This is a genomic window from Streptomyces sp. YIM S03343 (assembly GCF_054729195.1).
The window spans coordinates 1,235,249-1,255,548 of record NZ_JBPUKX010000001.1 but is presented as its reverse complement, the minus strand read 5'-3'; the positions used below and the strand labels follow the sequence as shown (position 1 = coordinate 1,255,548).

Here is a 20,300-nt window from a genome sequence, read left to right as displayed (position 1 = left end):
GAACCCCCGCGCCCCGTGGACTGGCGGCATTCCGCCGCCTGCCGCGAGACACCGGACGACCTGTTCTTCCCCATCGGCGAGACCGGCGCCGCAGCACTCCAGATCGAGGAGGCCAAGGCCGTTTGCCGTCGCTGCCCCGTGGTGAAGGCGTGCGCGCAGTGGGCGTTGGAGACCCGGCAGGCGTACGGCATCTGGGGCGGGGTGGCCGAGTCGGAGCGCCGCCGCCTCCTCAAGATCCACATCAAGGAAGGCGACATCGAACCGCAGCGCGGCGGCCGACCCCGCGCCGCCTGCGGTACCCCGTCCGCCTACGACCGGCATGTCAAGGCGGGCGAGCCCGTCGACGACGCATGCCGGGCCGCGCACACCCGGGCGTGTGCTGAGAAGCGGGAGCGGGCGAAGCGGAAGTCCGCTGTCCCGGAGTGCGGCACCCGCAGTGGCTACCAGTGGCACCGCAAGAACGGTGAAACCGCATGTGACGCGTGCCGGGCGGCGAACGCGGCGGCGGACCGCAGGTTGCGGGCGACCGGCACGACGAAGGTCCTCGTCCGGTGACCGGCCCTCAGCAGGGCGCCCGGTGCTCGCACTGGGTTGGCGCCGAGCAGCGGCATTGCGGGGCCGTCGAGGGCGTCCGCGCCTACCTGACCGGCCCACGGTGCCCCGCACACACCCCGAACGCTCTCGCCGGACGGCCGGAGCCCGGGATGCCGGCCGCGGTCGGACAGCGGGAGGCGTCATGACGTGCCCGCGTTGTGCCGCCCCGCAGCCTCCGAACGCCGGGTTCTGCAAGCACTGCGGCCACCCCATCAACCAGTAGCCGGCAGCCCCGCCGGACCACCCGGCGAGGCCCGTCCCAACACCAACAGGAGACCCGTACATGTCACGCATCAGTCGCCGCGACATCGGCGACGCAACCACCGGCTTCAGCCTCTCGGCCATCGCCATCACCTGCACCGTCCTCTTCATCTGCGGCCTCTCCGCCCTCCTGTGGTGGCTCGGCGTCTTCACCTCCGGCATCAAGGGCGCAGGCGACGTCCACCGCGACCAGAACAACGCCAAGAACCGCGAACACTGGTCCGCCACGTTCAACAGCGAGTTCGAGCAGATCCAGGCCGACCAGGAGAACGTCGCCACCCTCAAGCGGCAGGCCACCGCCAAGGGCGCCACCGCCCAGGACCAGGCCAACCACCTCGGCGCCCAACTCAACTGCCGCCAGGACGTCGCCCAGTACAACGCCGACACGTCCAGCACCCTCGGCGCCCCCTGGGTGCCCGCCAACCTGCCCAACCGCCTCAACGCCGACGACTACTGCGGGAACTGACCCATGAACCTGAACCGACGCACCGCCGCCACCGTCGCCCTCGCCGTGACCGGACTGCTCCTCGCCGGATGCACCAGCGACAACAACGCCAGCAAGCAGCAGGCCAAACAGAACGACCTCGCCGCCGGCACCGCCCAGAAGTTCAACGCTGCGGTCCCGTACCCGTACGCGAACGGGATGCCGTCGGACCCGCTGGAGCGCAAGAACCTCGCCCGCCGGCTGACCCAGTACAACAGCAAGGGCAACACGAACTACGTGTACGTGTTCGCCGGGATGACGGACAAGGTCATCGGCTACTACGTCATCCGCGGCAAGGTCTCGTCCACGGGCTCCCAGATGACGTCGACGCAGGTCAACGTCCACTGCGGCTACGGCGGCGACCACATCACCTGCACCAACGACGCCATCGGCGACGACGGCTCCTACGGGCCCAACGAGGGCGGCCAGATGGGCGTCTTCTTCTGGACGCAGTCGGGAGTTCTGGTCGAGACGGACCAGCCGTTCCTGGTCTCCAGCCAGCCGATCAAGTTGTACGCCGACGTGCCGCAGCTCGACGCCCCGGCGGCCACCCGATGAGGCGCTTCCTCCTCGGCCTGGTCCTCGGCGCCTGCACCGGAGCGATCACCAGCGCGATGGAACTCGCCTACCCATGGTGGCTCGTGACCAGCGCCGTGGCCGCGGTCCTCGTCTGGTTCGGCCGGTACGCGGTCGAGCTGCTCGCGGACGTCGTCGACGACCTTCTCTGACCCGCCCCTCGCCCCGCCAGCATCGTCCGGCGGGGCCCCACCCGAAAGGCCACCACCCCATGACACGCCGCCCCCTCAGCCCCGGCGCCAAAACCTGCGGACGCCTCCTCGGCCTCGCCCTGGAACTCCCGCCCGCCGCCTACGTGATGGCCACCGGCCACGCCCCGGACTGGGTGCGGATCTGGCTCGGGGCGTGGCTGTCGATGTGGCTGCTGATCACCGTGATCGCCGCAGGAAACCAGCAGCCCTCCTGACCACCTGAATCGGGCGGCCTCCCGCCGCCCCACCCCGGGGCCGGCATCCCCCAACCGGCCCCGGGGACCCCGGCAGCAGCTACACCGAGAGGAACCCGAACCGTGCACATCCGCCCGCAGGACCTCCCCGAAGCCCGCTCCGAGGTAGTGGCCTACCACCTCGCCAAGGGACCGGCGCTGTTCGACGCATGCATCCGCGCGGGCGCCATGGCAATCCGGCCACCCGGAGACACCCACACGTCAGCCCGGGAACTCGCCCGCCTTGAGGCCGAGCGGGTACGGAACGGCGAACTGTTCTGGGTCAACGGCGACATGACCGAGCTGGTCGCCGCAGCGTCCAAGACCATGCCTGGCTTCACCCTCGCGCCCGACGACATGCCGTCCCCCTGGGGCTTCATGGCCTTCGAGAAGCCCATCCGCACGGTCACGTCGCCGTACACGGGCGAGGCGGTCCCCATCGTTGCTGCCTCATGGGGGCCATGTCCCTTCGCCGACTACAAGGGCGGGGGCGTCTGGGTGAGTTGGTACTCCGACACGGACGTCGTCATCGATAGCGACTCCGACTCGGGGCTTCCCGACGCGGTGAAGGCGATGATGAAGGGCTCGCTGCCGAAGTTCACCTACGACTGCGAGTCTGTGGCGCCGTTCTCGGACACCGAGCTGAAGAGCGTCACGGTCACGGGCGAGGACGCGTCGGAGGACGCGCTCGGGGTGGACCTCCTGAAGGCCGTATGGCTGCTGATGGCCCAGCCCCTCGCGGACGTGACCGAGGTGGAGCCCGACCGCGCGGCCCGCAAGCGTCTGCGCCGGGCGAATCAGGAGCCCAAGCCGGTGCGCGTCATCGAGCTGCGCCGCCCGCAGCGATCCGGCGAGGCCGGGCCAGGGACCCGCGAGTACCACCATGCGTGGGTCGTGCGCGGCCACTGGCGGCAGCAGTGGTTCCCGAGGCGGCAGGTCCACCGCCCGGTATGGATCGCACCCCACATCAAGGGCCCCGAAGGCGCACCGCTCCTCGGTGGCGAGAAGGTCTACGCCCTCAAGCGGTAGCGATCACCGGCAGCACGAAGGCCCCGCACACGGCGGGGCCAGGACGAGAGGAGGGGTGGTGTCAGGACTCGGCGACGTTCCGTGCAGCGCTGAGGTCACGGGCGCGCTTCGGATCGGGCGCGATCTTCGCGACCCACTCGCGCGTCATGCCGGACCAGCGAGCCATGTCCGACGGCCCCACGTCACGGGCGCGCCAGGCCACGAACAGGTTGCGCAGCACTGCGTCATCCCGCTCGAAGGCGGCCTTCGACTCCTCGCGCTTGCGGGCGGCTTCCCGGATCTGGGTCTCGGCATCACTGGTCATGGCTGCCATGGTGCCACGGCAAATCGCGTTCCCGCTACGCGAACGCGGATGGAGGTCGCGAATCTCGTACGCGAACGGTATTCTCGTCTCATGCCTGAAGATCTCCCCGAGGGCCTGGCCACATCTGTGTCCGCGACCCTCCAGCACATCCACCTCATCCAGGCCAAGGCCGACCGCCTCGCCGAAGCCCGCCGCGACGCCCTGGCCCAGATGCTCCACCGGATCGGCACCGAGTACCGGACCGGCGCCATCACCCAGGGCCAGCTCTGCACGACCCTCGCGGCCGTCCGCGACATCCCGATGCCCGGCCGCATGAAGATGTGGGACGAGATCATCGGCGTCCCCTGGAAACGCGTCGTCCAGCTCGCCAGGCAGCTCCCCAACGGACCCGAGGGCAGTTGGGTCGGCGAGTACCCGATCCTCGCCGATGCCCCGCGGCCCATTGCCGGCATCTCCGTGGTCTACGTCCTCTTCGACGAGGCCAACATGCCTTGCTACGTCGGCTCGACGGACAAGTTCAGCGTCCGCATGGGCGCCCACTCGAAGGACGGCAAGCGCTTCGTCCGCTGGCAGGCCCACCCCTGCAAGGACCGCGAACACGCCTACCTCCTCGAAGACCGCCTCCTCCGGCGCCATCTGCCCTACCTCAACCGCAAGGCCAGCAGATGACCTGCCAGCCGCGCGCTGCGCACAACCCCTGATCAGCACGAACGAGAGAAGCGCCTCATGCCCTGGGTCAAGTTGGACGACCGGTTCCCCACGCACCGCAAGGTCGCCTTGGTCTCCGACCGCGCCTTCCGGCTGTATGTCTCCGCGCTTTGCTGGTCCTCCGAGAACCTGACCGAGGGGAAGATCCTCGACCGCGAGCTGCCGCTGGTGGCCCGCATCCGCGGGGTGAAGGCGGCAGCGAAGGAGTTGGAGGACGCCCGGCTCTGGGACCGCATCGAGGGCGGGTGGGTCATCCACGACTTCCTTGAGTACAACCCGGACCGGGCGCGGGTGCAGGCGGACCGGGACGCGAACGCGGCGCGGCAGAAGGCGTTCCGGGAGCGTAAGCGGGCCGAGCGCGAGGCCGCCCGTAACGGCGAGCGTAACGGCGTTACGGGCGAGGCTCAGAACACCGAAGACGACACGACGGCGACGCGACCGCGACACGACGGCGACACGACGGCGCAGCGAACCGACCAGACAAAAGACGAATCGTCGCAGGTCAACGGAATCCGTAACGGCGTTAGTAACGACACCCCGTCCCCGCCCCCATCCCATACCCCTTCTTCTCCTACGGAGAAGAAGCAAGCAAGCAAGAAGCGCGAGCCCGCTGAACCTGATCTCGGCTCGGGCATCCCAGACCAAGCGCGCCCTCTCGTCGACGGCCTCACTGCGGCAGGCGTCATCGTCCGCTGGCCCTTCCAAGGCGACGGCTGGTTCCCCGTCCTCGGGATGATCGCCAACAGCGGCGTGCCCGCCATGGTCGACCACGCCCTCAAGGCCGCAGCCCGGACCAACGTCGAGTCGGCGAAGTACTTCCTCAAGGGCTGGCGCGAACTCCCGCCCATGCCGAGGCCCGGCACCGAACGGCCCCCGCTGCGCGCCGTCGCAGGCGGCTACCAGCCCTACAAGCAGCCCGACCAGTCCGTCTACGAAAACGACCTCGGCTACTTCTAAGGACCCCCCATGCCCGAACCCGAAAGCCTCGCCGAGAACCGGCCCTCCATGCTCGCCCGCCTCATGGCCGGAATCGCCCAGCACGCCCCCAACGTCCCCGCGGGCCCCATCGACGACACCCCCAACCCCGACGAGCCCGGCCACCCCGAATACCACCGCCGCCAGCGCGCCGAGTTCGCCCTCAACCGCTGGACCACCGCCGTCCCCTACCGCTACCGCAACGCCACCGCCGAACACCCGGCCGTCTGCGCATGGGCCGACCGCGCCGCCAACGACTACCGCGAAGCCGGCTTCCTCGTCCTCCACGGCGCCATCGGCACCGGCAAAACCCACCAGGCATACGGAGCCCTCCGCCGCATCGCCGAAGCCGGACCCCGCAACTTCCAGATGATCGCCACCACCGCCCCCGACCTGTACGGGCTCCTGCGGCCCGGCGGCTCCGAGAAGGGCAGCGAACACGAACTGAAGCGGCTCTGCCGAATCCCGCTGCTCCTCCTCGACGACCTCGGCACCGAGAAGCTCTCAGAGTTCACGGAGGAGACGACAACCCGCATCGTCAACCACCGCTACAACGAGTCGCTCCCGCTGCTCATCACCACGAACCTCCCCGTCCGTACCGGCGGGGCAGCGGCCTCGGACCTGGTGACCCGCCTCGGCGACCGGCTCGCATCCCGTCTTGCGCAGACCGCGACCATCGTCAGCTTCGACGGCCCCGACCTCCGCCGCACCCTCAGGAGCGTCTCGTGAACCGCCCCCGCTACACCGCCCCCATGCCCGAATCGCTCCGCCACCAACTCCGCAGCGGACAACACCCCGCCCGCGCCACCCCCTGCCCCCAATGCCACGCCGCCGCACACAAGCCCTGCACCCTCCGCAAGTCCGGCCGGCACCTTCCCGCCCCGCACCCGCAGCGCATCTCCGCGTGGGCCCAAGCCGTCGCCTGCTGCCCGGACTGCCAGGTCGAGCCCGGCACGCCGTGTCACGACGAGGGCCACGCCCGTACGACCGTCCATGCCCGCCGCTACCAGGAAGCCCAGGAGACCGCAGCATGAGCGCCCGCATCACCGTCCACTGCGACCGCATGTGGCGGTACGGCAGCTGCACCAGCCAACTCCTCACCGACGCCACCACCCTCGACGAAGCCCGCGCCGCCGCCCGGTACCGCGGCTGGCACACCACCCCGCGCGGCGACTACTGCCCCGCCTGCTCCGGCCGCGGCCGACAGCCCGCCAGCGCTGTGGTCGCTGTCCTCCACCCGGAACGCACACCGTGAGCGCACTGGACCGGCTGCTCGCCGAGACGATCCCCACCCGGCCCCCGCACCCGCCGCCCCGTACCAGGCGGTGGACAGAAGCCGAGCAAGACGCCCACTGGGCAGCCCTCTGCAACGCGGTCGGCACACCCGGCGCCCAGAGGCCTCGGCTGCGTCTCGTACCGCCCCCAGAGCCCGCAGACGACCTCACCGACAAGGAGATCAGCCAGTGACCACCGAACTCACCGAAGCACAGCGGCACCAGCGCCTGAAGCAGGCCCGCGAGGCCATCACCAAGGCACTCCGCGAAACCCACCACGAATGGCACCGCCTCAACGACGGCGACTGGCACCTCCTCGGAGACATCGCCATCGACGCCCTCGGAGACGTCGCCGCCGAGATCCTCACCGACGGCACGATGATGCGCGCCCTCACCATCCAGAACGGCGTCGCCACCCTCGAACTCGAACCCGCCACCGAGATCCTGAAAATCTTCGTCGCCTCCATGCGCGGCGTCCTCGACGGCTACGGCGCCGAGAACTACCTCGAAACCGACATGCAGGCCCCGTCCGTCTCCATGGACCTCCGCGACGGCAACAACCCCATGGACTCGTACACCGTCACCATCCAGCGCCGAACCCGCCCCACCCCGCACGAGTTCCGGCAGCGCGCCGAGAAACAGCGCGACGACATCCTCCGCATCGTCTCCGGCTGGGTCTGCGAGTCCAACGACACCGGCGGCATCGACGCAGGAGACCTCACCTGGCGCCTCGAACAGGCCGGCTACCAGCTCCCCGAACCCGAGGAGGAGCCGTGACCGACACCGCCCCCGACCTCACCCGCACCCGTCCCGCCGTCACCACCCCATGACAACCCAAACCGCTGGAAACCCGCCCAACACCCCACCGCCCTGCCGGAACAGCCCCACCGAGGAGACCCCGTGAGCCCCCGCCGCACCCTCGACGCCCAAGGCAACGCCTACACCACCGAAACCCTCCAGCAGAAAGCCGACCGCCTCCGCGCCGAGCAGGGCCTCCCGCCCGAGAGCGAGCACTCCGGCCCCCAGCCGTGCCACTGGTACGACGACGGCCACGGCGGCCGCTACCTCATCCCCGGCTGCGCCGCACGCGCCCAGGACCCCGACCGGGCCGACGTCTGCACCTGCCCCGACCTGGCCGACCAACTCGCCAAGGCCCGCCGGGAGATCGAACGTCTCAAGGCGGAACTCCACGGTGCCCGTACCTGGCACGCCTACGTCGCGATGGCCGTGAACGCCCACCGGGACGGCATTCAGATCATGAAGACCGCCGCCGAGCAAGCCGCCCGAAACCAGCCCAACTAGCCTCAAAACATGGGAAAATGAACGCAACCCCCCGATGCACCTGCGGCCACGCCCTCCGCGACCCCGTCTCGGTCGCCAGAGGAATGGGCCCCGTCTGCTGGCAACGCCTCAACGGCCGGCCGCCACGCATCCGCACCACCACCAGCACCGACCAAATGCCCGGACAGGCAGAACTCGCCCTCGAACCCATGCAACCCACCCTCTGGTCGCTGTAGCCCGGCCGCCCGGCCAACCCTGCACCGCACGCCAAGCCACCCAGACCCCCGCCAGACGCCCCCACAGCGCCACAGGAGCCACGGGAGAGGCGCAGCGGACCCGAGGGCCACCAGGCCGCTACGAACCCGCCAGGCGCCCGCACAGCCACGCAACCCGAACCGCCCGAACTCGGAGGACCTGATGACCACTCGCATCAGCCCGCTCTACGCCACACACGCCAGCCCCGAGAGCATCGAGATCGCCATCCGCGAAGCCGAAGCCAAGGCCAGCGCCCTGCGCCGACTCCTCGACGTCCGCCGCGCGCAGATCGCCGCCGGGACGTGGCCGCCGAAGGACGACAGCAGCCCCGTCACCGCCTGACCGCCCCGACCACCCGGAGAACCCGATGACCGAGCCCCTCACCACCCAGCAGCTCGACGAGATCACCGCACGCGCCAAGGACCGCCGCGCCGCCCTCACCGAGTGGATCAACCGCAACTCGCCCCAGCCCGGCCAACAGGCCCTGGAGAACGCGGAGGCGGTCCTGGAGGAGGACATCCCCGCGCTGCTCGCCGACAACCAGCACCTCCGCCAGCAACTGGAGACCGCGCGCAGCCAGGCCATCACCTGGGCCGCCGACCTCATCGACGAGCAGCTCACCGCCGAGCCGGACCACGACCGCGCCTCCGCCCTCTACGAGCTGCTCCTGCGCCTCCGCGGGGAACTGCCGTGCACCTGCGCCCGCTGCGGCGGCCTGCATGCCAAGGAGTGCAGCAAGTACGTGCCCGGCCACGAGCTGATCAGCCGACACGACCAGCTCGCCGTGTACCGCGCCGCTGCCCGTCCGGCCGCCACCACCCAGGACGGTGGGCGATGACCACCAGCCCCGCCCTCCGCGTCCTGTCCCTCGGTGCTGGCGTCCAGTCCACCACCCTGCTCCTCCTCGCCGCCGAGGGCCGCCTCCCCAAGCTCGACGCCGCGGTGTTCGCGGACACCGGCTGGGAGCCAGCCGCCGTGTACGAGCACCTCGACCGGCTGGAGCGCGAGATCGCCCAGCCCGCCGGGATCCCCGTCTACCGCGTGTCTGCCGGGAACATCCGCAACGACGCCCTCGACCCCGAGCACCGGTTCGCCTCGATGCCGCTGTTCGTCAAGAACCCCGACGGCGGCGATGGGATGACTCGGCGGCAGTGCACGGCCGAGTACAAGCTGAAGCCGATCAAGGCGCAGGTCCGGCGACTGCTGGGCTACCCGCACCCCACCCCGATACCGCGCGGCGTGTACGCCGAACAGTGGGTCGGCATCAGCCGCGACGAGTTCGGCCGCGCCAAGGACTCCGGCATCCAGTACCTCAAGTCCTGGCACCCGCTGCTCTACCTCGACGGCGCTGCCGACGGCCGCGAAGGCTGGACCCGCGAGGACTGCCTGCGCTACCTCCGCGCCAACGGCTGGGCGTCCACCCCGAAGAGCGCGTGCATCGGCTGCCCGTTCCACGGCAACCGCCAGTGGCGCGAGCTGCGCGACCACAACCCCGAGGAGTGGGCAGACGCCGTCGACTTCGACCACGCCATCCGCTCCGGCAACGCCCGCGGCAACGCCAACGGCAAGCCGCTGCTCGGCGAGGCGTACCTGCACGCCTCACGGCTGCCGCTCGATCAGGCGCCCATCGATCGCGTCACCTGGCACGAGTGGAAGGGCAGGCAGACGGACCTGTTCGACCAGATCGCCGACATCGAACTGGAGCAGGGCGACCCCGACGGCTGCTCCCCGTGGGCGTGCCGCTCCGGGCAGCCCGTCGACGTCAGCGACGCGGCCTGACCGCGTGACCCACCCCATGGCACCGGCCGGCCGTGTTGGAGCCACGGCCGGCCGGGCGCCCCGACCCTATCTGGAGCAGACCATGACCACCGACCCGACCACCGCGCACGCCGACTGGATCGACGGCCATCCCCAGCTGGAGGCCATCGCCGCCGCGGTCTGGGAGCGCTGCCGTACCGAGGGCACGAGCCTCGTCGTCGACGACCCGCGGAACATCGCCGTGGCCGCGCTGGCCGCGGTGCTGCCTGTGCCGTCGGCCCCGACCACCGACCCGGCAGTCCTCCGCGAGCGGGTCGCTGACGTCCTCGCCGACGCCGACGGCCACCGGTGGGTGCCCGACTACGACAGGCGTCGGAGCCCCGCCTACCAGGCGTACCTGGAGCGCGCCGACCGGGTGGTGGGGCTGCTCGCCGCCTACGACACCACCATGCGCGCCGCCTCGGTGCCGCTGACCGCCTCCGAGCGGGGGTTCCTCGGCTACGCCCTGATGCTCGCCGCCGACCAGATGGCGAACCGGCCCGACGAGTTCGGCCCGGACGACGAGGCCGCGCTGGAACGGCTGCGTCGTCTGGCTGCCGTGGCGCAGCAGTCCGAGCCGGAGACCGCCCGTACCGCCGACGGGGCCACCGCGCTCCGCGACGTTGCTGACTTCTACGAGCGGGTGCTGGAACAGTCCCTCGACCCCGGCAGTGACCCCCGATACTGCACAGCGGTCCGGGACGTCGTGATGGGGCTGCGCTGCAGGGCTGCCGGGGCGCAGCAGCAGCCCACCACCGAGACGCGGCCGTTGGTGTCTGCGGCGGAGACGGCCGACCAGATCGCCACCCGCCTCCGCAACGAGAACTGGCACCAGCGCGCGCAGGGCGCCCAGGACGTCGCCGACATGCTGCACGCCGCCGAACGCATCGACCAGCAGGACGGGGAGCAGCAGTGAGCAGTGGCGGAGGATTCACCGGCATCAGCCTGGCGGGTACATGGGAGTGCGGCGCCTGCGGTGCCACCGGAGACGGCTGGTACGACGAGGACGACGGACTCGTCCTGCACGACGAGGACGGGCAGTCCTTCGACCCCGACGGCCATGTCTGCGGGGAGGTGTGACCGTGATCTGGCTCGCCCTCACCGCCGCCCTCGCCGTCGGCTACCTCATCGGCCGCACCAGGCCGTACGAGCGGCTCGCCGACTGGGCGAACTGGCAGCTGCGGTTCCACCTCGACCGCTGGACGACCAAGCCCCGGCAGGCCGTCTTGTTCACGCTGCTGCTCGCCACCGACCCGGCGCGCACGGTCCACGCGTGGCGGCACCGCCGCGACGACGAGGGGGAGCAGCGGTGATCGCCGAGGTGATAGACGCCGCGACCGCCATCGGCTGGGCGCTGCTCGCGTGGGTCGCCGTGTTCGCGCTCGTGGTGACGGCTGTCGGGTACGCGACCGTCACGGTGCTGTGGCTGGCGGGCCGGTGGGCACGGAAGGGCGCAGCACGGGCCTACGCCGCCGTCTCCCGCACGAACACCCCGCCGTGCGGCTCTCGCGTCGCCGGAACCCCTCCTGAGCCCGCAGACGCCCGCACAGGACCGCACGACTGGAAGGAAGCAGCATGACCCGCGCCGACAACCTCGCCGTCTCCCGAGCCGTCGGCGCCAACGTCGCCGCACTCCGCAAAGCGCGCGGCATATCCCAGCGCACCCTCGCCAGCGAGACACAACGCGTCGGCAAACCGGTCGGGTTCAGCACGATCCGCCGCATGGAGAAGGCCGCCACCCCCGGCGCTTCCCCGGTGGCGATCTACGTCGACGACGTCGTCTCCCTCGCCGCCGTCCTCGGCGTCACCGTCCAACACCTGATCACCACGCCGAAGTGCAACGCCTGCATGGACAAACCGCCCGCTGGATTCGCCTGCCGCACCTGCGGCGCCGCCGCCTGACCCCTCGCCCGCTTCGGCCGCCCCACCCCGGGGCGGCCCCCAACCACGGAGCACCACATGACCCTCACCGCCGCACAGGAACTACGCGCCGCCGCCCAAACCCTCCGCAACGTCGAACCGTTCATCACCGGCCAACTCCAGCGCCTCGCCTTGCCCGTCGCCGAATGGCTGGAACGCGAGGCCCGCGACGAGGAATACCGCCTCGCCGAGTTCGGCCACCGCACCGCCTCACCCGAAGCCATGAAGCTGGCCCGCGTCCTCAACGGGAGCGAGAAGTGACCGACCGCATCCCCTTGGACAATCTCAACAGTGATCAACTCGACGCCCTCTACGACCGGCTCGACAGAGCACGGGACGCCGCCGCTCTCCACCGGAAGGGCCTGATCACCGCCGCCGAGCTGTACGCCGCGATCGAAGCCGAGCCCGAGCCGGACGGCACCGGCCTGTACGAGAAGATCACAGCCATGTTCGGCGGCCCCCTGCCCTGGCCGCCGCCCGCCACGCCCATCTGCGGCGCTCCCGGACCGTGGGGAGACGCCCACGCCTGCATCAAGCCCGCCGAACACCCAGACGCGCACAGGGCGCACGACGGATGCGGATGGCATGACGAGCCCGCGCCCGTTCCGGCAGCGACCGAAGCGACCAACCCGGCCATGATCACCGACCCCGCCTACCTCCACCACCTGTACGCGCAAGCCATCCGCAACACGGCCGCCCGCTACCCCGACGACATCGCCACCGCCGTACTCGCCGTCCGCGACCGGCATGTCGAGCAGCTCCAGCAGCGCCTCCGCCTCGCCGACGCCCAACTCGCCGGCCTGACCGACACCACCACCCTGGAGGACCAGTGAGCAGCACCTACGCGATCCTCTGCCTCTCCCACGACCCCGCCACCCTCCACGGCGAATACACCACCCCCGAAGCCGCCGAGACCGCCATCCGCAACGGCATCGACGGACACCCGCACTGCGACCTGATGATCGGCCGCTTCTCCTACCCGCTCGTCGAGCTCGGCTGCCCGCCCTCCCGCGACCGTAAAGTCCAGCAGCGCTGCTACCACGGCACTACGGTCTGGACCGACAGCGACTGGCTGCGCCTCCTCGCGGCCGCGTACCAGTCCACTGACCCGGCGGTCCTGGCGGCGGTGAAGGCGGGTCATCACGGGTGCCTGCCGTGGGAGCGGCTACGGCGACTGCGTGTGGAGTTGGGGTTCGAATTGAAGGAGGAGCAGCCGTGACCGCCCGCCTCGTCACCCGGCTCCCGCTGCGCACCCGCGCACGGCTCCGTGCCGAGTACCGCATCGACGGCATCGGCGCCCGACTCGTCGAACACGGACACTCCTGGGCTGCTGAGTGGCTGTGGCGGACCTGCCGGATGCTCTGACCCGCCCACTGTCAGCGGCGGCCCGTACCCTGGGTGGTGCGGTCAGCCCGGGTCATGCTGGTCCCACGACCGCGCTACTCAACACGGAAGCCCCGCCGAACTCGTACCGGCGGGGCCTCCGTCTGTGCAGGGGCTCAGCCCCAAGTCGTGTCACTCACGGCGCCCACTCCTCCCGGTATCCAGGCTTGTCAGCGTAGGGCAGGGCGAGTAGACGCAGGGTCGGGCAGGGAAACGCCTGGGGCGGAACTTCCCCGTCGTCGCAGGTGGAGCAAACCCAGCCGTTGAGTGCGTGTTCGGCGATGATCCGCCGCCGGGCGTCGGTCTCCCGCAGCACCCGAACCGGATCATGCGCAGCGAAGTACGCCTTATCCGCGTCGCCGACGTTCAGGCCCCACGCGTCGTGCCCCCAACCCGCCAGCACCTCGACCAGATCACGGCCCTCGCAGCCGTCGTGGCCCTGGCGGATGAGGGTCGGACCGTTCTGGTCCCACACGTCCGTCTCGGGGGTCCACCCCCACGGCCCGGGCGTAGCAGCGCGCGCGATCCGCTCGTCCTCGTCGAGACACGCCCGGAGAAACTCCACCAGATCACTCACCCGACACCTCCTCGACTACGGGCTGTACGTCGATGTGCGTCCACCCGGACCGGTACCGGGATGACCGCTCCGCCAACTCCACACGCAGCGCGTCCGCCTGCTCCCGCGCGGGCGGCAGACCGTCACCGTCCCGGACGGTCCGGCTGTAGTCGCCGATCTTCAGATGCCAGTTCCGGGCACCCCGGTACGCCGTCACCTTGAACACGGCCATTGGGTTCTCCTTCCGGGTGGCGCCCGGCAAAACTACCGGGCGCCGTGGGGTGGGTGGTCAGAACTGGAGCGCCGGATGACAGCCGGAGCAGTACGACCCGTCCCGCATGCGGGTGGTCTCGTCGCAGTCGGGGTGGCCGCAGTGCGGGTAGCGCTCCCAGCCGTCCGGGCGCTCTCCTGCTGCCGCTTGCTGGGCGAGGCGGTCCCAGACGCTGTTGTCGTACGGCGTGTGCTGGCGGCCCTGGAGCTGGTTCGCGACGTCCATCCACCCGGAGACGATGGCGTCGGTCCCGGAGAGCGGCTGTGTGCCTCCTGCGGCGCCTTGGGCGCGCCAGGTGGTCACCCAGTCCGCCAGGTCCCCGTTCGCGGCGACGGTGCGCCACAGGGCGCTGCTGCGAATGCGGTAGTAGTCGGCCGCCCAGGAGATGAACGCCTCCTCCTCGCTGCTCTCGACGAGTCCGGCGGCGCGCACCAGCCGTTGTGCAGTCGTCGGCTGATCGATGGATGCAGAGATCTCTCTCTCATGCACGGGTTCCGGTTCCACGCGCGGAGCGGGGACGGCGGGAGAGAGAGTGTTGATGTCTAGATCTTCCTCATCAGTACTTCCTGGATCACTACTTCTTGAAGAGGTACCGCTCACGGACGTACCGCCGACCGACGTACCGTTCACCGACGTACCGCGAGCGGTACCCCGGTCCTGCGGGACGTCGTACAGCTCCAGCACGGTCACGAAGCGGCCCTTCTCGCCCTTCCGCTTGTGCCGGACCATGTACCCGGCGTCCTCCAACTCGGCGAGCGCCGAGCGCATGGCCCGCCGCCCCTCGCCCCGGCCGTCGCGATGCCGACGGGCGCGCTCGGAGAGGGCATCGGCGTTCGTCTCCCACCCGTTGGGCCGGGACAGCAACTCGGCAAGGACGCCCCGGGCGCAGTAGCTGAGCCGGTCGTCTCGGATGAGTTCGTTCGGGAGGATGGTGAAGTTCCCGGTCGGTTTGGACCGGTGGATGATCAACACGGCGCCCCCTGGTTCACGGGCTGCCGCGTCTGAGCTACGCTCAAGGCCGCGCCTATCTTTCCTAGGGATCTTGGTGCATCAGCCCGGTCGGACTCCACTCCGCCCGGGCTTCTTCTATTCGGCGGGCCTGCTCCGCCCGTCCGTGCTCTCGCCGCGCTTCCGGCGGACGCTTCCGCTCAGACCGACGGCGATTGCCTGAGCCCGCTGGGGGCTGACGCCCAGCAGCGCGCCGATCTCGGGCCACGTCTTGCCCTGAGCCCTCAGCGACTGGACGCGCTTCTGTCGCGCCTCGCGCAGCCGCTTTTGGTACTGCGGCCACTCGTCGAGCGTCTCCGCCACGGTCTTGGCGCACTCGACGTCGTCCTCGATGGCTTCGATGGCCTCGATGGCTTCCACTAGGCGGTTCACCTCCTTCTTCCGTCCGGGCTCATCTGCCACGCCGCGCTCCTTCCTGCGGTGCGACACGCGCAAGTCTCTCATCCCCGGGGTTGCGAACTCAACCCCGGGGATGCGACAGTGAGTCCTGCGAGGCCGCTCCCTTCGGTCTCGTGCACCAACAAGTCGGCCCCCGTCCGGGCTCTCACACACCGGTCGGGGGCCAGCCACCTACCTGATCTCACCAGGGAGACGACTCCGTGAACTGTATCGACAGCCGCCCCGCCGGGCACAGCCCCCGCGCTTGGGACGACGACGACAACGCCCCGTGGCTGCCGAAGATCCCCGGCCCGCGTAAGCCCGGCTACGCCCAGGCCGGTGCCCGATGACCGAGCAGCAGCCCTGGGGGCCGAACACGATCGCCCGCTACCTGACCGTGGCCGGTGCGACCGTCGACCTCACCCACCAGCTCGGCGGGCGGCTCAGCCAGCCCGAGCCCGTCGCGACCCTCGCCACCTGCACCGGCTGCCCGGACTCCCAGCAGTACAGCCACTGGTTCGGCTCCGGCAGCGAGGCCGACGGCACCTACACCGAGGCGCCCGACGAGGCCCGCGCCACCAGGCAGGCCCGCATCTGGGCGCAGGACCACGCCGCGACCTGCCGCGCCCTCCCGAAGCCGGAGGCGGCCCGATGAGCGAGCCCACCCCCGTCGTCGAGGACGCGAACGCCACCAGCGCCGAACTCCTCGCCCGCGCCGCCGACGACCTCGCCGCCGCCAAGGCCGCCCAAGAGCAGAAGGCCCGCGAGGACCGCATCAACGCCCAGCAGGGAGGCCAGCAGTGACCGACCACGCGGGCATCGCCGACGCCCTCACCAAGATGGCCGACGCCCTCGACCGATACCCCGACCTCGACCCCGACCGCGCCCTCCGCATCGCCATCTGGAACAACCCCAACGCCTCCTACCCCGGCCACCACGCACCCGCCGCAGACCTCTACGACGAGACCGTCTCCGCCATCCTCACCGCCGCCGGCATGCGCGGCGCCAGCATCGACAACGTCCCCCGGCCCGCCGCGATCCTCGCCGCCCGTACGGAGGCCGCCCGCTTCCAGTCGTACGGGAGCAGCCGGTGAGCCTCTTCCGCCGCAGCGAGAACCCCGCCGACGACCAAGCACGCACCAGCCGGCTCCTCCAAGGCGTCGAGGACGCCTACGCCGCCCGCACCGGCGACCCGATCAACGGCGGTGACCTCGACCAGTTCGAGGAGACCGTCCTCAGCGCCGCCGCCCCCCAGCACGACAGCCCCTACCCGCCACCCGGTCACGGCTATCCCCGCCGCTGACCCCACAGCGACCGGGCCGCCCGTGATTTCCCCCTCAACCGGGCGGCCCGGTTCCCACTCACACAGGAGCACCCGATGACCCTCCGCCCGTTCGACACCGCCTCCGACCCCCAAGCCCTCGCCGACGACCCGCCGTTCCTGTGGGAGCCCGGCGACCTCGACGACCCCCGCACCCAAGACGACGAGGAGTAGCCCCATGCCGCTGATCAACCCCGAGACCGGCAGCGAGATCGAGGTGGAGGCGGACGGCGACTTCACCGTCACCTTCTCCATGACCTTCCCGCCCCAGCAGCCCGCCGACGACCAGGAGAGCTGACCGGCTGCCCGATCCGCCCGCCCGACACCGTGCGGGCGGTGAGGAGAACCTGCCAGCCACCCCGCCCACCAGCCCGGGAGCCCATGATGCGTCGCCGCCCCGACCACCTCATCCGCAACCTGCTCGCCGCCAGCCTGATCATCCTCGCCGCCATGCACCCCGGCGCAGTCCGCCGCCTCGCCCAACTCGCGACCGGCCTGGTCCTCGCCGTCGTCCAGGGCGTGGCTGATGCCGCGACCGCCCACCCCGGCCCGGCGGTCCTCACCGCCACCGCCATCTGGGCCGTCCACCAGGTCCGCACCCGCCGCCCCGCCACCCGCTAACCCGCCGCCACGGAGCCCCGCCATGCCCAGCCCCGCCCTCCGCCCCGTCACCCGCAACGGGCGCACCCACTACGTCGAAGAGCCGGCCAAGCTGCCGCCCCTCACCCCCGACGAGATGATCATGCGCGGGGTCGGCGCAGCCACCGCCATCGTCGTCACCGGCGCCCTCATCTGGTCCACCGTCAGCGTCGGCGCCATGCTCGACCGCGTCGCCCCCGCATGGGCCGCCTACATGATCGCCGCGATCTTCGACCTCACATGGATCGTGGCCATGGCCACGGAGTACGTCCTCCGCTTCGAACCCGCCCGCCAGCGCGTCCCGAAGACCCTCGGCTGGATCACCCTCGGCATCAGCATGTCCGCGGTCTTCACCCACGCCGCGCTCCTCAACGCCCGCTGGATCGGCCTCTTCGGCGCCCTCGTATCCGCCCTCGCCAAGGGCCTGTGGTGGCTCCTCATGTACGTCACCAGCCGCCGCCTCGACAGGGACACACAGGCGTGGCTGACGCTGGAGCTCGGCGAGGTCCACGCTCGCCGCGCCGAGCAGCTCGCCCTCGCCAAGGTCAACCGCGAGCGCGAGAAGTACGCCGCCGCCCAGCCCACGGACACCGTCCACACCGTTGTCCGGGACAGCCCGGACGAGACGTCCGGACATCCGTCCGCCCGTCCGGACCACGTCCTGGACACGTCCGCCAACAAGCCGCTGGCCAGCGAGGACACCCCTCCGGACCCCCTCCGGACCATCGCGGACGAGGCGTCCGGCCCGTCCGACCTCGTCCGTGCCCTGTCCGGACACGTCCACCAGGACGACCTCATCAAGACCGCCATCCGGCTGCGCCCCGACCTCAACGCCGACAGCATCCGCCGCACCGCCAAACGCCTCGGCAACACGTACATGTAGCCCGCCCGCCCCGCCACGCGCGGGGCCCCGCACCGCCCGGAGCGCCCCGCCATGCGCATCACCCGTGCTGACGCCACCGCCACCTTCACCATCCCCAGCCTCGTCTCCGCCGCCGCCCTCACCGCCGACTGGCAATACGGCACCCACGCCGCAGCTGTCGAGTTCGCCGCCGCCCTCGCCACCGGCGGCGTCGCCTGGACGTCGTTCTCCCGGAAGTGGCCAGCCACCCTCGCCTGGGGAGCCGCGGGCGCAGCAGGCATCTTCACGCAGGCGTGGGCCACCACGGCCATAGGCGGGTGGGCCACCCTCTACGCGTGGCTGGTCGCTGCTGGGGCCACGGCCGCCGCCCGGGGCGTGTACCGGCACCACACGCGGCACGACGGCCTGAAGGTGGAAGCAGAGGCTACGAAGAACCGCATCCTCCTCCTGCGCGAGGAGACCGCCGCCCACCAACTTGCTGTCCGGACAGCGCCGGACACTGTCCCGGCTGGCCCGGACCTGTCCGGACGCACCGTCGAAGAGACGCAGCTGCGCACAGCCGTGTGGGACACCCTCAAGACGGAGCTGTCCGGATGCTTCGTCGAGGCCACGGACGTCGGCTGGAAGGCCGTCCTCGACTGCCCCGCCAGCCTCGACCGGGCCACGCTGCGCGCCCGCTGGCCGCGCGTCGCCGGGGCCATGCGCGTCGACGGCGCGTTCCACCTCGACGACGGCCCGCTCACGAGCCAGCTCGTCGTCAACTACGTCGACGGCGACCCCCTCGACACGCCCGTCCCTTACGAGTCCGAGCACGGAGCCACCTTCCTCGACCCCATCGTCATCGCCCGAGACACCTTCGGACAGCCCGTCGCGATCGAGATGGCCTACAGCCACACCCTCATCGCCGGATCCTCGAAGTTCGGGAAGTCCACGCTGGTCAGGCTCGTCGCGATCCGCCTCGCCGGGCGTCCGGACACCGTCCTGTACGGGGTGGACATGAAACCGGGCAGCCCCGAGCTCTCTCCGATGCTGCCGATCCTCCAGGACCTCGCGTCCACCCCGGAGGAGGCGCACGCGCTGATGGACTGGATGAAGCAGGAGCTCGACGAGCGCGGCACGATTCTCGCCCAGCACGGCGACCAGGAATGGATCCCCGCCAAGCACGGCCGGCCTGCGGTGTACGTCATCGTCGACGAGCACGCCGAGCTGGTCCGGCAGGGCGACAAGGGGTTCAAGAAGGGCGACCGGATCTCGGACAAGGTCGAGAGCTTCCTGGCGTTGAACAGGGCGTACGGCATCCACATGATCTCAGCGACACAGCAGCCGTCGTCCGGCGTGTTCGGCGGGAAGACCGACGCGCGCGGCAACTACGCCAACCGCATCTCGACGCGGATGAACGACAAGGACCACGCCATGTTCGTGTTCGGCCGGTCCAGCGAGTACAAGCCCGGCGACCTCACCAAGCCGGGCGAGATCCTCGTCAACACCCCCGACCACGGCAAGCCGTTCCGGTCGCGGGTGCAGTGGCTGCGCGGGGAGGACTTCCGGCGGGAGATCGCCCGCCTGGCCCGGGAGACGGCGAAGGCGCCGGTGGGGAAGCGCCTGATCCTCCCCGTGCCCGGCGACAGCAATCAGGACCGGGTGCGGGCCGCGCTGACGAAGTACGGCAACTGCACCCGCCGGGAGCTGGAGACAGCGACCGGGCTCGGGGAGAAACAGGTCCTCGACGCGACTAGGGCGCTGCGCCCCGAGATCGAGCGCTGCGAGGACTCCCAGACGTGGCGGATCGTGCCCTCGGAGGCGTGGGAGGCGCAGGCCGTCGCAAGCTGACAAAACCGCAGGTCACAGGCCAAGCGGCGGGGTCGGAAGTGGGGTCGTACCCGGGCGGGTTCCGGGTCGGGCCGGAAGCCGCGACACCGACCCTGCCTCCGACCCCCTCAGACGCCCGCCAGACGCCGCACCCGACCTGAACCAAGCCGCTGAACCAACCCGCTGAAGGA

The 20,300-nt window shown here is 70.8% G+C and carries 39 protein-coding genes and 1 pseudogene; 35 read left to right on the top strand and 5 right to left on the bottom strand.

Going from position 1 to position 20,300, the window contains the following annotated elements:
* Window positions 1-15: 15 nt before the first annotated feature.
* The 6 genes and pseudogenes from ACSYGN_RS05600 to ACSYGN_RS05575 all read left to right on the top strand — a co-directional run.
* Window positions 16-228 (top strand): annotated as a pseudogene (locus ACSYGN_RS05600) (WhiB family transcriptional regulator); the annotation flags it as partial.
* Between the two features lie 649 nt (window positions 229-877).
* Window positions 878-1,321, top strand: a complete 444-nt coding sequence (locus ACSYGN_RS05595; RefSeq protein ID WP_460392441.1) for a hypothetical protein — start codon at window positions 878-880, stop codon at window positions 1,319-1,321.
* Between the two features lie 3 nt (window positions 1,322-1,324).
* Entirely contained in the window at window positions 1,325-1,897 is a 573-nt protein-coding gene (locus ACSYGN_RS05590; RefSeq protein ID WP_460392439.1) for a hypothetical protein, read from the top strand.
* Complete coding sequence (locus tag ACSYGN_RS05585; RefSeq protein WP_460392437.1) at window positions 1,894-2,067, top strand: hypothetical protein; 174 nt, start codon at window positions 1,894-1,896, stop codon at window positions 2,065-2,067. The genes ACSYGN_RS05590 and ACSYGN_RS05585 overlap by 4 nt, the downstream gene beginning before the upstream one ends.
* Window positions 2,068-2,126: 59 nt before the next feature.
* Window positions 2,127-2,321, top strand: a complete 195-nt coding sequence (locus tag ACSYGN_RS05580; RefSeq protein WP_460392435.1) for a hypothetical protein — start codon at window positions 2,127-2,129, stop codon at window positions 2,319-2,321.
* 102 nt (window positions 2,322-2,423) lie between these two features.
* On the top strand, window positions 2,424-3,368 hold the full coding sequence (locus tag ACSYGN_RS05575; RefSeq protein WP_460392433.1) for a hypothetical protein: 945 nt from the start codon (window positions 2,424-2,426) through the stop codon (window positions 3,366-3,368).
* Window positions 3,369-3,429: 61 nt separating this feature from the next.
* Here ACSYGN_RS05575 and ACSYGN_RS05570 read toward each other — a convergent pair whose 3' ends face one another.
* The gene (locus ACSYGN_RS05570) at window positions 3,430-3,672 is read right to left on the bottom strand and encodes a hypothetical protein (RefSeq protein ID WP_460392431.1); all 243 of its coding nucleotides are present in this window, start codon (window positions 3,670-3,672) and stop codon (window positions 3,430-3,432) included.
* A 90-nt stretch (window positions 3,673-3,762) separates the two neighbouring features.
* Between ACSYGN_RS05570 and ACSYGN_RS05565 the strand changes: the two genes are divergently transcribed.
* The 21 genes from ACSYGN_RS05565 to ACSYGN_RS05465 all read left to right on the top strand — a co-directional run bounded on the left by ACSYGN_RS05565 (window position 3,763) and on the right by ACSYGN_RS05465 (window position 13,247).
* On the top strand, window positions 3,763-4,341 hold the full coding sequence (locus ACSYGN_RS05565) for a GIY-YIG nuclease family protein (protein WP_460392429.1): 579 nt from the start codon (window positions 3,763-3,765) through the stop codon (window positions 4,339-4,341).
* 57 nt (window positions 4,342-4,398) lie between these two features.
* Window positions 4,399-5,337 (top strand): hypothetical protein, encoded by a 939-nt coding sequence (locus ACSYGN_RS05560; RefSeq protein ID WP_460392427.1) that lies wholly within the window; start codon window positions 4,399-4,401, stop codon window positions 5,335-5,337.
* A gap of 9 nt (window positions 5,338-5,346) precedes the next feature.
* Window positions 5,347-6,084, top strand: a complete 738-nt coding sequence (locus ACSYGN_RS05555; protein WP_460392425.1) for an ATP-binding protein — start codon at window positions 5,347-5,349, stop codon at window positions 6,082-6,084.
* 23 nt (window positions 6,085-6,107) lie between these two features.
* Window positions 6,108-6,389, top strand: coding sequence for a zinc finger domain-containing protein (locus tag ACSYGN_RS05550; protein ID WP_460392423.1), 282 nt, complete (start codon window positions 6,108-6,110; stop codon window positions 6,387-6,389).
* Window positions 6,386-6,610: a hypothetical protein gene (locus ACSYGN_RS05545; protein WP_460392421.1), complete on the top strand. Its 225-nt coding sequence runs from the start codon at window positions 6,386-6,388 to the stop codon at window positions 6,608-6,610. The genes ACSYGN_RS05550 and ACSYGN_RS05545 overlap by 4 nt, the downstream gene beginning before the upstream one ends.
* Window positions 6,607-6,822 (top strand): hypothetical protein, encoded by a 216-nt coding sequence (locus tag ACSYGN_RS05540; protein WP_460392419.1) that lies wholly within the window; start codon window positions 6,607-6,609, stop codon window positions 6,820-6,822. Before ACSYGN_RS05545 ends, ACSYGN_RS05540 begins: the two co-directional genes overlap by 4 nt.
* A complete protein-coding gene (locus ACSYGN_RS05535) occupies window positions 6,819-7,406 on the top strand; it encodes a hypothetical protein (protein ID WP_460392417.1) in 588 nt (195 codons plus the stop codon). Before ACSYGN_RS05540 ends, ACSYGN_RS05535 begins: the two co-directional genes overlap by 4 nt.
* Window positions 7,407-7,529: 123 nt before the next feature.
* Entirely contained in the window at window positions 7,530-7,931 is a 402-nt protein-coding gene (locus ACSYGN_RS05530) for a hypothetical protein (protein WP_460392415.1), read from the top strand.
* 17 nt (window positions 7,932-7,948) lie between these two features.
* Window positions 7,949-8,146 carry a DUF6011 domain-containing protein gene (locus ACSYGN_RS05525; RefSeq protein ID WP_460392413.1) on the top strand — a complete coding sequence of 66 codons (198 nt, stop codon included), beginning with the start codon at window positions 7,949-7,951 and terminating at the stop codon, window positions 8,144-8,146.
* A gap of 181 nt (window positions 8,147-8,327) precedes the next feature.
* Window positions 8,328-8,507 carry a hypothetical protein gene (locus tag ACSYGN_RS05520; RefSeq protein WP_460392411.1) on the top strand — a complete coding sequence of 60 codons (180 nt, stop codon included), beginning with the start codon at window positions 8,328-8,330 and terminating at the stop codon, window positions 8,505-8,507.
* A gap of 25 nt (window positions 8,508-8,532) precedes the next feature.
* Window positions 8,533-9,003, top strand: coding sequence for a hypothetical protein (locus ACSYGN_RS05515; RefSeq protein ID WP_460392409.1), 471 nt, complete (start codon window positions 8,533-8,535; stop codon window positions 9,001-9,003).
* Window positions 9,000-9,944, top strand: a complete 945-nt coding sequence (locus tag ACSYGN_RS05510) for an adenine nucleotide alpha hydrolase family protein (protein ID WP_460392407.1) — start codon at window positions 9,000-9,002, stop codon at window positions 9,942-9,944. The genes ACSYGN_RS05515 and ACSYGN_RS05510 overlap by 4 nt, the downstream gene beginning before the upstream one ends.
* Before the next feature lie 82 nt (window positions 9,945-10,026).
* Window positions 10,027-10,878 carry a hypothetical protein gene (locus ACSYGN_RS05505; RefSeq protein ID WP_460392405.1) on the top strand — a complete coding sequence of 284 codons (852 nt, stop codon included), beginning with the start codon at window positions 10,027-10,029 and terminating at the stop codon, window positions 10,876-10,878.
* Window positions 10,875-11,042 carry a hypothetical protein gene (locus ACSYGN_RS05500; protein WP_460392403.1) on the top strand — a complete coding sequence of 56 codons (168 nt, stop codon included), beginning with the start codon at window positions 10,875-10,877 and terminating at the stop codon, window positions 11,040-11,042. The genes ACSYGN_RS05505 and ACSYGN_RS05500 overlap by 4 nt, the downstream gene beginning before the upstream one ends.
* A gap of 2 nt (window positions 11,043-11,044) precedes the next feature.
* Window positions 11,045-11,275, top strand: coding sequence for a hypothetical protein (locus tag ACSYGN_RS05495; protein ID WP_460392401.1), 231 nt, complete (start codon window positions 11,045-11,047; stop codon window positions 11,273-11,275).
* The gene (locus ACSYGN_RS05490; protein ID WP_460392399.1) at window positions 11,272-11,541 is read left to right on the top strand and encodes a hypothetical protein; all 270 of its coding nucleotides are present in this window, start codon (window positions 11,272-11,274) and stop codon (window positions 11,539-11,541) included. Before ACSYGN_RS05495 ends, ACSYGN_RS05490 begins: the two co-directional genes overlap by 4 nt.
* Complete coding sequence (locus ACSYGN_RS05485; RefSeq protein ID WP_460392397.1) at window positions 11,538-11,864, top strand: helix-turn-helix domain-containing protein; 327 nt, start codon at window positions 11,538-11,540, stop codon at window positions 11,862-11,864. The genes ACSYGN_RS05490 and ACSYGN_RS05485 overlap by 4 nt, the downstream gene beginning before the upstream one ends.
* A 57-nt stretch (window positions 11,865-11,921) precedes the next feature.
* Entirely contained in the window at window positions 11,922-12,143 is a 222-nt protein-coding gene (locus ACSYGN_RS05480) for a hypothetical protein (protein WP_460392395.1), read from the top strand.
* On the top strand, window positions 12,140-12,715 hold the full coding sequence (locus tag ACSYGN_RS05475) for a hypothetical protein (RefSeq protein ID WP_460392393.1): 576 nt from the start codon (window positions 12,140-12,142) through the stop codon (window positions 12,713-12,715). Before ACSYGN_RS05480 ends, ACSYGN_RS05475 begins: the two co-directional genes overlap by 4 nt.
* On the top strand, window positions 12,712-13,101 hold the full coding sequence (locus ACSYGN_RS05470; RefSeq protein ID WP_460392390.1) for a hypothetical protein: 390 nt from the start codon (window positions 12,712-12,714) through the stop codon (window positions 13,099-13,101). Before ACSYGN_RS05475 ends, ACSYGN_RS05470 begins: the two co-directional genes overlap by 4 nt.
* Window positions 13,098-13,247: a hypothetical protein gene (locus tag ACSYGN_RS05465; protein WP_460392388.1), complete on the top strand. Its 150-nt coding sequence runs from the start codon at window positions 13,098-13,100 to the stop codon at window positions 13,245-13,247. Before ACSYGN_RS05470 ends, ACSYGN_RS05465 begins: the two co-directional genes overlap by 4 nt.
* 154 nt (window positions 13,248-13,401) lie before the next feature.
* Here the strand turns inward: ACSYGN_RS05465 and ACSYGN_RS05460 are convergent, their stop codons facing one another.
* The 4 genes from ACSYGN_RS05460 to ACSYGN_RS05445 all read right to left on the bottom strand — a co-directional run bounded on the left by ACSYGN_RS05460 (window position 13,402) and on the right by ACSYGN_RS05445 (window position 15,502).
* Window positions 13,402-13,842 (bottom strand): DUF6221 family protein, encoded by a 441-nt coding sequence (locus ACSYGN_RS05460; RefSeq protein WP_460392386.1) that lies wholly within the window; start codon window positions 13,840-13,842, stop codon window positions 13,402-13,404.
* A complete protein-coding gene (locus tag ACSYGN_RS05455; protein ID WP_460392384.1) occupies window positions 13,835-14,053 on the bottom strand; it encodes a hypothetical protein in 219 nt (72 codons plus the stop codon). Before ACSYGN_RS05455 ends, ACSYGN_RS05460 begins: the two co-directional genes overlap by 8 nt.
* Before the next feature lie 57 nt (window positions 14,054-14,110).
* Entirely contained in the window at window positions 14,111-15,064 is a 954-nt protein-coding gene (locus tag ACSYGN_RS05450; protein ID WP_460392382.1) for a hypothetical protein, read from the bottom strand.
* A 114-nt stretch (window positions 15,065-15,178) separates the two neighbouring features.
* On the bottom strand, window positions 15,179-15,502 hold the full coding sequence (locus ACSYGN_RS05445; protein WP_460392380.1) for a hypothetical protein: 324 nt from the start codon (window positions 15,500-15,502) through the stop codon (window positions 15,179-15,181).
* A 197-nt stretch (window positions 15,503-15,699) separates the two neighbouring features.
* Here ACSYGN_RS05445 and ACSYGN_RS05440 point away from each other — a divergent pair, with 197 nt between their 5' ends.
* The 8 genes from ACSYGN_RS05440 (at window position 15,700) to ACSYGN_RS05405 (ending at window position 20,130) form a co-directional block, all read left to right on the top strand.
* A complete protein-coding gene (locus ACSYGN_RS05440) occupies window positions 15,700-15,828 on the top strand; it encodes a hypothetical protein (protein WP_460392378.1) in 129 nt (42 codons plus the stop codon).
* Window positions 15,825-16,133: a hypothetical protein gene (locus ACSYGN_RS05435; RefSeq protein WP_460392376.1), complete on the top strand. Its 309-nt coding sequence runs from the start codon at window positions 15,825-15,827 to the stop codon at window positions 16,131-16,133. The genes ACSYGN_RS05440 and ACSYGN_RS05435 overlap by 4 nt, the downstream gene beginning before the upstream one ends.
* Window positions 16,130-16,282: a hypothetical protein gene (locus ACSYGN_RS05430; RefSeq protein ID WP_460392374.1), complete on the top strand. Its 153-nt coding sequence runs from the start codon at window positions 16,130-16,132 to the stop codon at window positions 16,280-16,282. Before ACSYGN_RS05435 ends, ACSYGN_RS05430 begins: the two co-directional genes overlap by 4 nt.
* Entirely contained in the window at window positions 16,279-16,572 is a 294-nt protein-coding gene (locus ACSYGN_RS05425) for a hypothetical protein (protein WP_460392372.1), read from the top strand. Before ACSYGN_RS05430 ends, ACSYGN_RS05425 begins: the two co-directional genes overlap by 4 nt.
* A complete protein-coding gene (locus ACSYGN_RS05420) occupies window positions 16,569-16,781 on the top strand; it encodes a hypothetical protein (protein WP_460392370.1) in 213 nt (70 codons plus the stop codon). Before ACSYGN_RS05425 ends, ACSYGN_RS05420 begins: the two co-directional genes overlap by 4 nt.
* A 402-nt stretch (window positions 16,782-17,183) precedes the next feature.
* The gene (locus ACSYGN_RS05415) at window positions 17,184-17,420 is read left to right on the top strand and encodes a hypothetical protein (protein ID WP_460392368.1); all 237 of its coding nucleotides are present in this window, start codon (window positions 17,184-17,186) and stop codon (window positions 17,418-17,420) included.
* 22 nt (window positions 17,421-17,442) lie between these two features.
* Window positions 17,443-18,321, top strand: coding sequence for a hypothetical protein (locus tag ACSYGN_RS05410; RefSeq protein WP_460392366.1), 879 nt, complete (start codon window positions 17,443-17,445; stop codon window positions 18,319-18,321).
* A gap of 51 nt (window positions 18,322-18,372) precedes the next feature.
* The gene (locus ACSYGN_RS05405) at window positions 18,373-20,130 is read left to right on the top strand and encodes an FtsK/SpoIIIE domain-containing protein (protein ID WP_460392364.1); all 1,758 of its coding nucleotides are present in this window, start codon (window positions 18,373-18,375) and stop codon (window positions 20,128-20,130) included.
* Window positions 20,131-20,300: the final 170 nt, after the last annotated feature.